Origin of the sequence: Embleya sp. NPDC059237 (genome assembly GCF_042754105.1) — a bacterium.
Taxonomy (GTDB): Bacteria; Actinomycetota; Actinomycetes; order Streptomycetales; family Streptomycetaceae; genus Embleya.
The window spans coordinates 125,143-139,984 of the sequence record NZ_JBHZAE010000023.1 but is presented as its reverse complement, the minus strand read 5'-3'; the positions used below and the strand labels follow the sequence as shown (position 1 = coordinate 139,984).

12 protein-coding genes are annotated in these 14,842 nt (G+C 70.5%); 2 read left to right on the top strand and 10 right to left on the bottom strand.

Annotated features, from left to right (window positions below; all coding sequences use genetic code 11):
* Positions 1–21: 21 nt before the first annotated feature.
* From ACFXKZ_RS45500 to ACFXKZ_RS45460, 9 genes are all read right to left on the bottom strand, one after another.
* Positions 22–1,626 (bottom strand): hydantoinase B/oxoprolinase family protein, encoded by a 1,605-nt coding sequence (locus tag ACFXKZ_RS45500; RefSeq protein WP_380011834.1) that lies wholly within the window; start codon positions 1,624–1,626, stop codon positions 22–24.
* Complete coding sequence (locus tag ACFXKZ_RS45495) at positions 1,623–3,800, bottom strand: hydantoinase/oxoprolinase family protein (protein WP_380011831.1); 2,178 nt, start codon at positions 3,798–3,800, stop codon at positions 1,623–1,625. The genes ACFXKZ_RS45500 and ACFXKZ_RS45495 overlap by 4 nt, the downstream gene beginning before the upstream one ends.
* Before the next feature lie 66 nt (positions 3,801–3,866).
* The gene (fdxA, locus tag ACFXKZ_RS45490; protein WP_380011828.1) at positions 3,867–4,166 is read right to left on the bottom strand and encodes a ferredoxin; all 300 of its coding nucleotides are present in this window, start codon (positions 4,164–4,166) and stop codon (positions 3,867–3,869) included.
* Positions 4,163–5,218, bottom strand: coding sequence for a 2-oxoacid:ferredoxin oxidoreductase subunit beta (locus tag ACFXKZ_RS45485; RefSeq protein ID WP_380011825.1), 1,056 nt, complete (start codon positions 5,216–5,218; stop codon positions 4,163–4,165). The genes fdxA and ACFXKZ_RS45485 overlap by 4 nt, the downstream gene beginning before the upstream one ends.
* Complete coding sequence (locus ACFXKZ_RS45480) at positions 5,211–7,079, bottom strand: 2-oxoacid:acceptor oxidoreductase subunit alpha (RefSeq protein ID WP_380011822.1); 1,869 nt, start codon at positions 7,077–7,079, stop codon at positions 5,211–5,213. Before ACFXKZ_RS45480 ends, ACFXKZ_RS45485 begins: the two co-directional genes overlap by 8 nt.
* Before the next feature lie 755 nt (positions 7,080–7,834).
* On the bottom strand, positions 7,835–8,617 hold the full coding sequence (locus tag ACFXKZ_RS45475) for a class I fructose-bisphosphate aldolase (protein ID WP_380011819.1): 783 nt from the start codon (positions 8,615–8,617) through the stop codon (positions 7,835–7,837).
* 52 nt (positions 8,618–8,669) lie between these two features.
* A complete protein-coding gene (locus tag ACFXKZ_RS45470; RefSeq protein WP_380011816.1) occupies positions 8,670–9,116 on the bottom strand; it encodes a nuclear transport factor 2 family protein in 447 nt (148 codons plus the stop codon).
* Positions 9,113–9,637, bottom strand: a complete 525-nt coding sequence (locus tag ACFXKZ_RS45465; protein WP_380011813.1) for a VOC family protein — start codon at positions 9,635–9,637, stop codon at positions 9,113–9,115. Before ACFXKZ_RS45465 ends, ACFXKZ_RS45470 begins: the two co-directional genes overlap by 4 nt.
* Positions 9,638–9,740: 103 nt before the next feature.
* Positions 9,741–10,940, bottom strand: a complete 1,200-nt coding sequence (locus ACFXKZ_RS45460; RefSeq protein WP_380011810.1) for an aromatic ring-hydroxylating dioxygenase subunit alpha — start codon at positions 10,938–10,940, stop codon at positions 9,741–9,743.
* A gap of 188 nt (positions 10,941–11,128) precedes the next feature.
* On the opposite strand from ACFXKZ_RS45460, the gene ACFXKZ_RS45455 reads away from it, so the two are divergent.
* A complete protein-coding gene (locus ACFXKZ_RS45455; RefSeq protein WP_380011807.1) occupies positions 11,129–12,148 on the top strand; it encodes an aldo/keto reductase in 1,020 nt (339 codons plus the stop codon).
* A 330-nt stretch (positions 12,149–12,478) separates the two neighbouring features.
* Complete coding sequence (locus tag ACFXKZ_RS45450) at positions 12,479–14,365, top strand: PIG-L family deacetylase (RefSeq protein ID WP_380011804.1); 1,887 nt, start codon at positions 12,479–12,481, stop codon at positions 14,363–14,365.
* Between the two features lie 77 nt (positions 14,366–14,442).
* Here ACFXKZ_RS45450 and ACFXKZ_RS45445 read toward each other — a convergent pair whose 3' ends face one another.
* On the bottom strand, positions 14,443–14,829 hold the full coding sequence (locus ACFXKZ_RS45445; protein ID WP_380011801.1) for a VOC family protein: 387 nt from the start codon (positions 14,827–14,829) through the stop codon (positions 14,443–14,445).
* Positions 14,830–14,842: the final 13 nt, after the last annotated feature.

Genomic DNA, 14,842 nt, shown 5'->3' with positions numbered 1-14,842 from the left:
CCGCGCGCCGACGCCCACGCGTCACGCCGAGCCGCCCGCCCCAGCAGCCCCGGCCACCCCCGCCGCCACCGGCGTCCCGTACCCCCCTCCGCCCGGCAGCTCCAGCCGCACCACATCCCCCGGCTGCAGCGTGATCCGGGCCTGCGTGCGCACCGGTTCGCCGTTGACCAGGAAGCGCCCGGTGGCCCCCTCCCCGCCGCCGAAGATCCCGCGCGGGCCGCGCGCGAGCCGGCTGGCGACCGCGTTGAGCACCCACGGCGACGGCGAGTCCACGGTGAACTCGATGGTCTGCCCCATCCCGCCCTCCTGCGCGCCGAGTCCACCCGAACCGCGCCGAAGTTCCTTGCGCAGGAACCGAATAGGTGCCGACGCCTCGACCACCTCCAACGGCACGGCGGACACGCCGGTCGGATACGAGGTGGTGGACAGCCCGGGTTTGCCGGCCCGCGCGCCGACGCCGCCCGCGTAGGTGAACATCGCGGTGATGAACGGCCTGCCTTCCGCGTCGTGTCCGCTGACCTGCATGGTCCACACGGCCGCCGAACCCTCGGCCATCACCGCCTCCGGCAGCGCCTGGGACATCGCGTTCAGCAGCGGCATCGGCAGGAACATGCCCACCACGTGGCGCGCGGTGCACGGCGCCGGCGACACCGCGTTGACGATGCTGCCCACCGGCGCCTCGACCCGGATCGGCGCCAACGAGCCCGCATTGTTGGGCACATCGGGATTGAGCAGGCTGCGCAGGGTGAACGTCGTATAGGCGTGCGTGTAGTTCTTCACCACGTTGATCCCGAACGGACTCGCCCCGGACGAACCGGCGTAGTCCACCAGGATCTCGCCCGCCTCGGCGTCGATGGTGACCGCCACCTTGATGGTGATCTCCGAGCCGTCCGCCAGGTCCAACACCGACGCGGCCTCGTACGTACCGCCCGGCAGCGCCCGGATCGCTCGCCGGGTGGCCTCCTCGGAGCGGCGGATCACCTCGTCGCCCAGATCCTCGATGTCCGCCAACGCATAGGCGTCGAGCAGTGTCTTCAGCCGCGCCGCGCCCACCTCGCCGGAGGCCATCTGGGCGTGCAGGTCACCGGCCATGTGCGTGGGTTGGCGGACATTTGCCAGGATGAAGTCCCAGACGGGCTCGTTGCGTTCGCCGCCGACCATGAGCTTGCTGATCGGGATCCACAGGCCCTCCTCGAACACGTCCCGCGCGCCCGCGCCGATGCCGTAGCCGCCGACGTCGGTGTGGTGGATGGTGGAGCCGAAGAAGGCGATCACCCGGCCGCCGCGCCAGACCGGCACCAGGACGGTGACGTCCAGCAGTTGCCCGGCGGTCTGATACGGGTCGTTGGTGACCAGTACGTCCCCGGGGGCGAGCGAGTCGACCGGGTGCCGGTCCAGGATGTTGCGACAGGCGATGGCCAGCGAGTTGATGTGCCCGGGGGTACCGGTGACGGCCTGGGCGACCATCCGACCGCGCCGGTCGAACAGCGCGTTGGCCAGGTCGCCGGCCTCGCGCACGATCGGGCTGAACGCGGCCCGCTGGAGTGCCTTGGCCTGCTCGTTGACGGTCGCGACGAGGGAGCCCCACAGGACCTCCAACTCGATCGCGTCGAAGGTGCGAGTCACGCGGATCCCTCCTCGGTGGCAGCGGTGGCAGCGCCGGCGGCGGCAGCAGAAACAGCAGGAGCGGCAGAAACACCGGAAGCAGCGGGAGCGGCAGCCGTCGCCGTGGCCACGATCGACCCGTCCGGCGCGACCTCGCAGGTCCAGCCGTCGGGGATGACCGACGTGGTCTCCCGCTCCTCGACCAGTGCGGGCCCGACGAACCGGTGCCCCGCCCCGAGTTCGGCCCGCCGGTACACCGGGACGTCGACGGCGGGCGCGCCCAACCGGAAGCGCGCGGCGCGATAGCGGTTCGGCGTGGGCTCGCCCGCGCCGATCGGCACCGTGGGTACCTCGAAGCCCGGCGCGTCCGACCACGCGGCGACCCGCCACGTGACCACCTCGACGCCGACGTCGGGGATCCGCAGCCCGTAGATCTTCTGGTACTCGGTGTGGAACTGCTCGACGGTGTCGGCAAGTGTGGTCGGCCAGGCGTCGCCTTCGCCCACCCACAGGGTGATCTCGTTGCCCTGGCCCTCGTAGCGCGCGTCCAGGCCGTAGCGGTAGCGCACATCGCCCGCCTCCGCCCCGGCGGCGGCCAGTACCCGACGTGCCTCCTGGCGCATGTCCGCGAGCAGCGTGTCCCGGTCGGCGGACACCCCCTCGTCGAGGGTGCGGACCATGCTGCGGGCCAGGTCGATGCGCACCGGGCTGACCAGCGTGCCGAACGCGGACAACACGCTCGCGTTGACCGGGAAGATCACCCGGGGCGCCTCCAGGAGCGTGGCGACTCCGCACGCATGCACCGGTCCCGCACCGCCGAACGCGATCAGCGAGACGCCGCGCAGGTCGATGCCGCGCTCGACGGCGTGCATCCGCGCGGAGGCGGCCATGTTCTGGTTGATCACCTCGTACACGCCGACCGCGACGTGGTCCGCGTCGGCGCCGGCGCCGAGCCGTTCGGCGAGCGGCGCGAACGCGGCCCGGGCGGCAGGCAGATCGAGCGGCATTTCGCCGCCCAGGAAGTACTGGGGGTCGAGCAGCCCGAGCACCAGGTCCGCGTCGGTGGTGGCGGGTACGGTGCCGCCTCGGGCATAGCCGACCGGGCCCGGATCGGCCCCGGCGGAGTCGGGACCGACCTTGAGCAGGCCGAGTTCGTCCACCCGGGCCAGACTGCCGCCGCCCGCGCCGATCTCCACGAGGTCGACCGAGGGGATCGAACAGGGGTAGCCAGAGCCCTTCTTGAACCGGTAGACCCGGGCCACCTCGAACGCGTTGGTCAACTCCGGCCGATAGTCCTCGATCAGGCAGGACTTGGCGGTGGTGCCACCCATGTCGAAGCAGAACAGCCGTTCCTCACCCAGCCTTCGGGCATACCAGACACCGGCGAGGGCGCCCGCGGCCGGCCCGGACTCGACCAGTCGGATCGGTACCCGACGGGCGTCGTCGGCGGAGACCACCCCGCCGTTGGAGAGCATCATCAGCACCGATGCGCCGAAGCCCTCGGCGCTCAACCAGGCCTGCAACTCGGCCAGATAGGGCCCGATCACCGGCATGGTGGCCGCGTTGCACGCGGTGGTGACCATGCGCGGATACTCGCGGATCTGCGGCGTCACCTCGTGCGACGCGCACACCGGCACGGACAGCCGCTTGGCCAACCCCTCGGCGACCGCCCGCTCGTTGGTCGCGTCCGCGTACGAGTTGAGCAGACACACCGCGACCGACTCCACCTCGTGCGCGGCCAACCGCGCGGCCAGCGCGTCGAGTTCGGCCTCGCTCGGGGCGGTGCGGACCTCACCGGTGGCGGTGGTGCGCTCGTCGATTTCGAAGACCAGCTCGCGCGGGATCGGCGGGGCCGGGAACTCGATCTGGAGGTCGTACATGTCGTAGCGGTGCTCGTTGCGGATCTCCAGCGTGTCGCCGAAGCCCAGGGTCGTCACCAGCGCTGCCCGGCCGGTCTTGCCCTCGATCAAGGCGTTGGTGATCAGCGTGGTGGCGTGCACGATCGGCCGGGTGATGTCGGCCGGCGTGATGCCGGCCTTGGCCAGTGCCGAGGTCACCCCCGTCCGGACGCCGCCGAGCGGGGCGGCCGGGGTGGTCAGCGTCTTCTCGACCACCACACGGCCGGTGTCGGCATCCAACAGGACCACGTCGGTGAAGGTGCCACCGATGTCCACGGCAAGGCGCCAGTCGGTCATCTCGGGCCTCCTGTTCTTCTCGGGTGTACGGAGAGCTGAATCAACTCGGGTCAACAGCAAGGAGGTTCACTGGATCGCGGGCGGCAGCGCGGTTACCGTCGCCGGGTCGGACACCGGTTCCGCGTCCGTCCGTCCGGCGGTGGCCTCGGCGGCGGCGTCCAGGTGCCACAACCAGTCGGCCGGCAGGTCGTCCACGTGATAGATGGCCTCGACCGGGCAGACCGGTTCGCAGGCGCCGCAGTCCACACATTCCTCGGGGTGGATGTAGAGCATGCGGTCGCCCTCGTGGATGCAGGCGACCGGGCATTCCGCCACGCAGGTACGGTCCTTGACGTCGACGCAGTTCGTGCCGATGACGTAGGTCATCTCGCCTCGCTTCGGGTGGGCGCCGGCACGGTCCAGGTATCGCCGCCGCCGAGCAGGTCGGCCACGCTGCCGGGGCCGCGCTCGGCGCGCACTCGGCGGCCCTGCTCGACCACGGCGCCGTCGTAGGTGGGTCGGCGCACGCTGCGGAACACCCCGATCGGGGTCGGCCCACCCGCCTCCGGCAACCGGGACAGCGCGAACGCCGGGACCGGGTCGCTCATATGCGCGTCGTGCACCACGACCGCGTCGTCCCCGGCCCCCGGACGCAACCCGCCGCCCGGATCGCGCACCACCGTGCGGGCGCCCGCCGGGCCGTACCGCATCGGCGCCCCGTGTTCGAGCCGCAACACGTGCTCGTCCCGGGTGCCGGGCGCCTTCAACCGCTCGAACGCGCCGTCGTTGAAGATGTTGCAGTTCTGGTAGATCTCCACGAGGGCCGTGCCCTCGTGCGCCGCCGCCGCGCGCAGCACCGAGGTCAGGTGCTTGCGGTCGGAGTCGATCGACCGGGCCACGAACGACGCCTCGGCGCCGATGGCCACCGACAGCGGGTTGAACGGGTGGTCGAGCGAGCCCATCGGGGTGGACTTGGTGATCTTGCCGGTCTCCGAGGTGGGCGAGTACTGACCCTTGGTCAGACCGTAGATCCGGTTGTTGAACAGCAGGATCTTCAGGTTGACGTTGCGGCGCAGCGCGTGGATCAGGTGGTTGCCGCCGATGGACAGCGCGTCGCCGTCACCGGTGACCACCCACACGCTCAGATCCGGACGGGACACGGCCAGGCCGGTGGCGATCGCCGGTGCCCGGCCGTGGATCGAGTGCATGCCGTAGGTGTTGAGGTAGTACGGGAAGCGGCTGGAGCAGCCGATGCCCGAGACGAAGACGATGTTCTCCCGGCGCAGGCCCAGTTCGGGCAGGAAGCCCTGAACGGCGGCCAGGATGGCGTAGTCCCCGCAGCCCGGGCACCAGCGCACCTCCTGGTCACTGCGGAAGTCGCGGGCGGTCGGCGGGGATGCCGGCCGTTCGGCGATGGTGAGCAGGGGCGTGTCAGACATCGGCGGCGACCTTCTCGATCGCGGTGCGCAGTTCGGCCACCTTGAACGGCATGCCGCGCACCTGGGTGAGGGATTCGACGTCGACCGGGTACCGGGCCCGCAGCAGGCCCGCGAGTTGGCCCAGGTTCATCTCCGGGACCAGCACCCGCCGGTAGCGGCCGAGGAGTTCGCCGAGATCGGCCGGGAACGGGTCCAGATGACGCAGCTGGGCCCGGGCCACCGCGCCTCCGGCAGCGCGGACTTCGGTACACGCGGCGGCGATCGGCCCGGCCGTGGAGCCCCAGCCGAGCACCAACACCTCGGCGGCGCCGCCCGGATCGTCCACCACCAGCGGCGGCAGGTCACGCGCGATCCGGTCCACCTTGGCCCGCCGGGTGCGCACCATGTGATCGTGGTTGGCCGCGTCGTAGGAGATCTCCCCGGTGCGGTCGGCCTTCTCCAGACCACCCACCCGGTGCTCCAGGCCGGGCGTGCCGGGCACCGCCCAGGGCCGGGCCAGCGTGTCCGGGTCGCGCAGATAGGGCTGGAAGCACGGCGCGCCGTCGGCGTCGACCGCATTGGGCCGGGTTGCGAACGCCGGGTCGATCACTGGTAGTTCGTCAACGTTCGGCACCCGCCAGGGCTCGGAGCCGTTGGCCAGGTAGCCGTCGGAGAGCAGCACCACCGGCGTGCGGTAGGTGACCGCGATCCGAACCGCCTCCACGGCGGCGGCGAAACAATCGCCGGGGGAGGAGGCGGCCAACACCGGCACCGGCGACTCGCCGTTGCGCCCGTACAACGCCTGGAGCAGATCGGACTGTTCGGTCTTGGTGGGCAGCCCGGTCGAGGGCCCACCGCGCTGTACGTCCACGACCACCAGTGGGAGTTCGAGCGAGACCGCGAGCCCGATCGTCTCCGACTTCAGCGCCAACCCCGGCCCGGACGTGGTGGTCACCCCGAGCGAGCCACCGAAGGCCGCACCGAGCGCCGCCCCGATCCCGGCGATCTCGTCCTCGGCCTGGAACGTGGTCACCCCGAAATGCCGCTGCCGGCTCAGTTCGTGCAGGATGTCCGAGGCCGGCGTGATCGGGTACGACCCGAGAAAGAGCGGCAGTCCGGCCCGATCGGCGGCGGCGATCAACCCGTAGGCGAGCGCACGATTGCCGGTGATGGTGCGATACCGACCCGGCGCCCGAGGCGCGGACGCAACCCGATACCCACCGCCGAACGACTCGGTGGTCTCCCCGAAATTCCAACCCGCGGTGAACGCCGCCACGTTGGCCGCCGCCAACTCCGGCCGCCGAGCGAACTTCTCCCGCAAAAACGCCACGGTCGCCTCGGTCGGCCGGTGATACATCCACGACAGCAGCCCCAACGCGAACATGTTCCTACCCCGCTCGGCATCCCGCCGGGGCAGATCAAAGGACCGCAACGCGCCCACGGTCAGCCCGGTCAACGCCACCGCATGCACCCGATAGCCGGCCAACGATCCATCGACAAGCGGGTCGACCCCCGCCGGATATCCGGCCTTGACCAGATTCCGCGCGGTGAACTCATCGGTATCCACAATGACGTCCGCCCCACGCGGCAGCCCACCCAGGTTGGCTCGCAAAGCAGCCGGATTCATCGCCACCAATACATCGGCGGCGTCCCCAGGAGTGCTGACCGAATGATCCGCAAACTGAATCTGAAACGCCGAAACCCCAGGCAACGTCCCACCCGGCGCCCGAATCTCCGCAGGAAAATCCGGAAACGTGGACACGTCATTCCCAAAAAGCGTGCTCTGCGCGGTGAACCGATCCCCCACAAGCTGCATCCCGTCCCCGGAATCCCCGGCAAACCGAACGACCACCCGAGACACGGAGGTAACCCGCTGAAACATAATCGCAACTCCCGATCCACTTCAGCCCGTCCAACGTTCGAGTCCAACCACCCGGCAGCACCCATCCCAGACTCAGCCCCAGGCAATTCGGCCCATCCGCCGTTCGAGGACATCCGAGCCGCAGGCCGGCCCGACGGCACCGGTCCCGAGCCGGGCTCTGGCCGGGGCCGCCCGACCCACTTCAGCCCGTCCGGCGTTCGAGGGCAGCCAGGCCGCAGGCCGGCCCCGCAGCACGGGGCCTGAGCCCAGCCCCTGGAAGGGGCCGACGGACCCCCCGCAGCCCGTCCGGCGTTCGAGGACAAGCGGGCCGCAGGCGGGCCCGGGGGCATCGGGCCCGTGCTCGGTCCCGGGCGGGGCCGCCCGAGCCATTCCAGCCCGTCCGGCGTTTGAGGACAGCCGGGCCGCAGGCCGGCCCTACGGCACCGGTCCCGAGTCGGGCTCTGGGCGGGGCCGACGGACCCCCCTCAGCCCGTCCGGCGTTTGAGGACAAGCGGGCCGCAGGCCGGCCCGGTGTCGCCTGGCCCGAGCCCAGCGCTGGGCGGGGCCGACGGACCCACTTCAGCCTGTCCGGCGTTTGAGGACAAGCGGGCCGCAGGCCGGCCCGGGGGCATCGGGCCCGTGCTCGGTTCCGGGCAGGGCCGACCGAGCCATTCCAGCCCGTCCGGCGTTTGAGGACAGCCGGGCCGCAGGCCGGCCCGGTGCCACCCGGCCCGAGCCCGGCCCTGGGCGCGTTTGAGGACCGGCCACCAAGACCGCTAGCCCGCCCCGCCCCCATGGACCGCATCGCGAAGCCGCTCCACGAGCAACTGCGGCTTGGCCGACCCCCACACGTTCCGCCCGAAGGCCACCCCCGCCCCGCCCGCCGCGACCACGCCGCCCGCCAACGCGACGACCTCGTCCTCACTGTCCGACTTCGGCCCACCCAGCGCCACCACCGGAACCGGACACGCCTCGACCACGGCCGCGAACTCCTCGGGCCGGCCCGGGCAGACGGTCTTGACGATGTCCGCCCCCAGTTCCGCACCGATCCGCGCCGCGCGCGCCACGTTCTCCGTGGTCCACGGCACGGCCTTGCCCCAGCCCCCCGGAATCATCTCCGCCATCACCGGCAGGCCGAGCTGCTCACACTCCGAGGTCAGCCGGGCCAGCCGCTGCAACGACAGATGCTCGTCCGGCGCACCGGGGAAGGCCAGCACCACCACACAGTCCGCGCCCAACTTCAGCGCCTGCTCCGGCAGATGCATGATGTCGGTGACATCACCCGGCGCGAACTCGCCCAACTCCGAGGCGCCACCGTCGATCCGCAACACCAGACCCGCATCGGCGAAGGTGTCGGCGTAGGCCCGAGCCAGATGCCAGGTGGCGAGCACCGCGTCCGGACCGCCCGCGGCGATCTGCGCCATCGGCTCACCCAGCGGCGGCCCCTCGCCCATGTAGGCGGCGTGGTCGATGGCGACGAACACGGCCCGGCCGTCCGCGCCGAACATCCGACGCATCCGCCGAAGCTTGCCCGCTCCGGTAGCGGAATAGGTCTGCACAGTCGTTCCCTTCGATCGTTCTCCACCCGAGTCGGCGGAGCCGAAAACACATTCAGTCCACGTCGGTGTCGGCGGACGGCCCCGGCCGCGCCGCATCGGCGCCCCCGACCTGCCGCTCGAACTCGCCCCCATCCCAGTAGTCCACGCGATGCGCCACCAACCCGCCCACCACCCGAAACCGGAACACCCCACGGATCCGCACCGGCTCGGCGGCCCGCGAGCCACGCGGCCGGCACGTCATCGTGTAGGCGAGCGCGGCCCGATCGCCGTCCACCAGCAGCTCCTCCACGACATAGCGCAACTCCTCGAACTCGGCCAGGAAGTGCGGCAGCCGCTCGCGATAGGCGGCCCGCCCACGCAGACTGCGCCCCAGCGCCGAGGTGTGCTCGTTGTGGAAGTCGACACTCACCCGGTCCGCAATCGTGTCCGGATCACCCCCGTTGAGCGCCGCGACATACGCCTCGACCGCCGCCCGAGTCCCCGCCGCCGCCTCACTCACGCATCGGCCCGCACGTTCCGACCGCCCCGAACATCCCCGCCGTCCCGAACAACCGCGCCGCCCCCGCCCTCCCGCTCACCCCACAGCTCACGAACCTCCGCGAACACCTGCTGGTTGTGCGAGATTTCCACGACATTGCCGTCCGGATCCTTCAGCGCGCAGATGTAGCCCACCGGCGGCGGCACATCCATCGGCTCCCAGTGCAGGCAGCCGGCCGCACGCGCCCGCTCGGCGATCGTGTCCACGTCGCCCCGCGACGGCACTTCCATGCCCAGATGCGCGAACGGCGTCAGCTGCGGTTGCGGATTACCCCGGTCCTTGTCGAAGGCGACCAGGACCAGCACGAACGGCGTCTGTACCTGATTGGGATTGGACAACCACGCGTTGGCGCCGGCGTCGTCGCTGTGCCGCGACACGACCACCAGCGGGGTGAACGAGGTGTAGAAGTCGATCGCCGCCTCCAGGTCGGACGACGGCAGCGCGATATGGGTCCAGCGGGCCTCGGTCAACGTCGGTTCCATCGCGGTGGCTCCTCTCGGTCCGGTGTGGTGCGTGTGCTGCGTGTGCTGCGTGGGCGTGCTCCGTGTGTGTGCCGCCTGTGCTTGCGCCGCCGCCCGACGGCACTCAGTCGATCGGCCCGTCGAACTCGTCCGCCGCCAGCGGCGTCGCCATGTCCTGACGGATCTGCCGCATCATGTGCTGGGCACGGCCCTCCCACGCGCTGGGCGGACCCACCCGATAAAACGGCGACCGCAGGTTCTCCATCAGCACGGTCACCATGTCGGTGTCCTCCTTGTTGGTCAGCTCCAGATTGACCAACTCCCGCTCCTGCACGTCGAGATCATCGGTCAGCCCGTAGATCCGGGAGAACAGCCGGGTGCGATCGGGCGCGATGGGATCCGCCCGCACCATGATCAGCTGGGAGGCGTACGGCAGCGGCGTCAGATTGGGATAGACGAACTCCGCGTAGCTGCCCCGCAGATCCTCTTCACCCAGGTCGGTCCGACCCAGCGACATGTCGTACGCGTCGCTGTGCGGCTTGTAGCCGCTGGTGGTTCGCCCCTCGAAGCGCACCACGGTGTCCATCTGCTTGCGCACCTTGTTCAACCGGCGGTGCACGAAACGCACGTGGTAGTCGTCGTTGGAGTTCTCGACGAACGCCTTCCAGTTGAACGGATACTCCTCGTCCAACTCGCGGTGGTAGCGGTGGTAGTCACCGATCCGATACGCCGTGTAACGCGGCAGCAGCGGTGCGATCCACTCCTCGAACGACGGCGCCTTGTGCGACAGGCACGCGAAGACGAGCTTGTCGAAGGCCACGTGCACCCGGATGGGGACCAGGCCGTACCGGTGCAGCGGGAAGTCCGGACCGTACATCCGGTTCATGTCCGGAATCGACAACAGCGTGCCGTCGAGCCCGTATGTCCATGCGTGGTAGGGGCAGGCGAACGCCTTGCCACAGTTGCCCGCGGCGTCGAACGCGACGCCGGAGGCCCGGTGCCGGCAGTTGTTCAGGAAACCCTTGACCGAGCCGTCGCGCTGCTTGACCACCAGGACCGACTGGGCTCCGATCCGCCCGGTGATGAAGTCGCCGGGCCGGCGCAGGTCCTCGGTGTCGCCCAGCCAGATCCACGAGCGGGCGAATACCCGGATCATCTCCAGATCGAACAGGTCCCGATCCCAGACCTCCCAAGGCTGCAACATCTCGCTCGGCAGAGGGGCGTCCACCAAACCGTCGCCCTCGCGAGCGGTCGCGGTCCGGCGTTGTTCCGCCACCCGCTCGTCCAGGGCATGTTCCGCGGCCCCGATCCGGTCCGTCAGCACAACGTCCTCCCCGTCACCTGGGATGTTTGCGATACAGCCGAAGGTAGGCGGCGCGAATCGGCCCCGATATGTGCTTCAGGCACGAACAAACGGCCCTCGCGCTGCGCCCGGACCACATCGGTGCACACGTACCGGCGTGCCAGCCTCGGGGGAGCACGTCCGAAGCACGGCACCCTGGGAGGACACCCGTGGAGTACACCCCGCTCGGTCGCACCGGCATCCGGGTCAGCAGGCTGTGTCTCGGCACGATGATGTTCGGCGCGTGGGGCAACACCGACCACGACGCGTGCGTACGCATGGTGCATCGCGCGCTCGACGCCGGGATCAACTTCGTGGACACCGCCGACGTGTACGCGTTCGGGGAGAGCGAGCGCATCCTGGCGAAGGCGCTCAAGGGCCGCCGCGACGACGTGGTGCTCGCCACCAAGTTCGGCGAGGCGATGGACCCGGACGCGCCGCTGCGCCGGGGGGCCTCGCGGCGCTGGATCATGCGCGCGGTCGAGGACAGCCTGCGCCGATTGGAGACCGACCACCTGGATCTGTACCAACTGCACCGGCCCGACCCGACCACCGACATGGACGAGACGTTGGGCGCGCTGACCGACCTGGTTCGTCAGGGCAAGGTGCGCGCGATCGGCTCCTCCGCACTGCCCGCCGAGGCCATCGTGGAGGCGCGCTGGACCGCCGAGCGGCACGGGCATCAGCCGTTCGCGACGGAACAACTGGCCTACTCGGCCTTCGCCCGGCACGCGGAGCACGCCGCGCTGCCCACCTGCGGCCGACACGGTCTGGGCGTGCTGGTGTTCAGCCCGCTCAACGGCGGTTGGTTGACAGGCAAATACCGTATGGGACGGGCGGTTTCGCCCGATTCCCGCGCGGTGCGCAACGCCGAGCACTTCGACCACGCCGACACCACGATCCGCGCCGCGAAGACGGCCCTGGTCGAGGAGTTCGCCGCGATCGCAGACGAAGCCGGTTGCAGCCTCCCCGAGTTGGCCCTGGCTTTCGTTCTGGCCCACCCGCAGGTGACCTCCGCCATCCTCGGCCCGCGCACCCCGGATCAACTGGAATCCCAACTCGGCGCTTGCGAAGTGACATTGGCCTCGTCCACGCTGGCCCGCCTGGATGCGTTGGTACGCCCCGGTGCCGACGTCAATCCGGCCGATTCGCCCTACCCGCCGCCGGTTTCGCGACCCGAGCGAGGTTGACGCCGGGTGATCGGGGTCGCCCGCCGCGCGGTCGCCGGCGCGGTGGCGTGCGGGGGAATGCGAGCGCTCGTCGGCGGAGCCGGGTACGATCCGACGATCAACCGCCTGGGGGGCCGGTCTGTACAGGGTTTCCGCAGGTGGGGGGTGTAAAATAGCCGTACTCGTGCATGCCTCGGATCGGTGGCGTGGGGGACCCCGAATGTCGGGCTTCCGTGCGCCGGACCGGGTAGACCGCCCTTCGCTCCGGTGGCGGTCGGCATGCCGTGAACGGCGTCTCTCCTAGGGGGTTCCGTGCACATACGTCGCATTCCCACCGAGCTTCGTCCGAGCGTGTCCGCCGACGAAGTGATCCCGGATTCGTTGGAATCGTCACTCACGGCGCCGCTCGCGTCGCACTTCGTACAGATCGTCGCGCACGAGGACGACGACCTGCTGTTCATGAATCCGGACATCCAGGCGGGGCTTTCCGCCGGGATATCCACCAGCACCATCTATGTGACCGCGGGTCAGGGTTTCAAGACCGGCGACGACGCGGCCGTGTACGCGGCCGGCCGGCAGGCGGGCGTACTCGCCGCCTACGCGCAGATGGCCGGGGTGAGCGGTTGTGACGGTGCCGCGGCCGGGCCGGCGGGGTGTTGGGACTCGACCGCGGTCACCGTACTCGGCCACACCGTGCAGAAGTTCGCGCTCAAGCAGCGACCCGACGTGCACCTGTTCTTCCTCAGCCTGCCGGACGGGCACGGCACGGAGGCCGGCTCGCTGGAGGGTCTGTTCGCGGGCACCGAGACCTCGCTCCAGACCATCCGGGTCAACGGCCAGGCGGCCGGGGTGGTCTGGCCGCAGAGCTACACCCGGGCCGACCTGATCAACGTGCTGCGGGAACTGCTCAGCACGCTCGGCGCCACCTCGGTGCGCATCCAGGACACCGCGCCCGACCCGAACCTGTTCCACGACCACGCCGACCACGTGGCCGCCGCCCGGTTCGGTGAGGCCGCCTACATCGCGTACGGCGCGACCAACAACCGGGTGTTGTTGGATCGGTATCGCGACTACAACATCAGCAACATGCCGGTGAACCTCTCGCCCGCCGAGAAGGCCGCCAAGTGGGCCACGGCCAACGTGTACATCGCCCACGACAGCGAGTTGGTGGGTACCGACCTGACCCAGTACGAGGAGTGGTCGAGCCGCGAATACCCGCGCTCGCCGCGCGGCACGAACTGGATCGGCCGGGACTCGGCCGGGCGCCTGCGTGCGTTCGTCGTCCAGAGCGGCGACCTGCTGGAATGGTCGCAGGACGACGCCCTGGTGTGGAGCGGGCCGGTCACCCACGGCAACCCCGGTGGACCGCTGGACGCGGGCCTGACCGTCGCGGCGGACCAGGACGGCCGCCTGGAGGTCTTCGGCCAGCGGCGGGACACCGGCGAGATCGTCACCCGCTACCAACTCGGCGGTGGCGGCTGGTCCTGGGGTGCCTTCGGCAACCCCAACGGCGGTGCCAACGCGCTCCTGGTGAGCGTGCCGGCGGTGATCGCCAACGCGGACGGCCGACTCCAGTTCTTCGTCCGCAACGCGGGCGGTGGGATCAGCTCGCGCTGGCAGACCCAGATCAACGGCGCCTGGAGCGGCTGGGCCGACATGGGCGGTTCGGGCATCCAGGGTCCGCCCACGGGGATCGTCACCGCCGACGGCCGGATCGAGCTGTTCGCGCCGACGGTCGACCACGTGCTGCACTGGTACCAGTCCACGCCCAACGGCGCGATGACCACGGACACCACCTTCCCGGTCGTGGTGCCCGCGAGCCGCCCGATGCCGGCCCGGGACCAGGACGGCCGGATCGAGCTGTACTACCGCCAGCAGGGCACCGCCGAGATCGCGGTCCGTTACCAGACCACCCCCGGCGGCAACTGGCCCGGCTCGACGGTCGTCGGCAGCGGCCAGTCCGGCATCGGCGAGCCCGCCGCGGTCACCGACGGCACCGGGCGCATCGTGCTGATGGCCCGCAACCGAGGCGGCGGCGTGAGCTACGCCCGCCAGAGCACGCCCAACAACGTGTTCGGCGCCTGGGTCGACCGGGGCGGCTTCCAGGTCGGTACGCCGGGCGCCGCGGTGGACCGCGACGGTCGGGTGGAACTGCTCATCGTCGACCCGCGCGGCCAGGTCCTGCACAGCCGCCAGGACGCCAACGGCGTGTTCCCGGCCTGGACGCTGATCGGCTGATCCGCCGATTCATCCATCGGTCCGTCAGGGCCGCGGCACCGATCCGCATCGACGCGGATCGGCGCCGCGGCCCCGCCTCACTTCTCCCACATCACGATCTGGTTGCCCCACGGATCCAGGAACGAGGCGTGGTGACCGCCGAATTCCTCCCAGTAGCACTGCTCCCACAGCGCGGTCGCGCCGAGCAGCACCGCCTTGTTCAGATACTCGCTCGGGGCCGCGTCGACCAGGATGTACACCCGCGAGTGCAGTCCGGAGCGGGGCTGTTGGGGCAGCGGCGCCGGGTCCGGCACCTGGGCGGCCTCGTCGAACAGGCCCAGGTGCAGCCCCTCGCCGGGCACGATCTGGTGGAAGACGCCCTGCGGGCGCGGGTTGATCGTCCAGCCGAACAACTCGCGGTAGAACTCGGTGGTCGCCTGCACGTCGGGCGTGGGCATGTCGACGAAGACCAGGGTGTTGGTCACGGATGGATCCTTT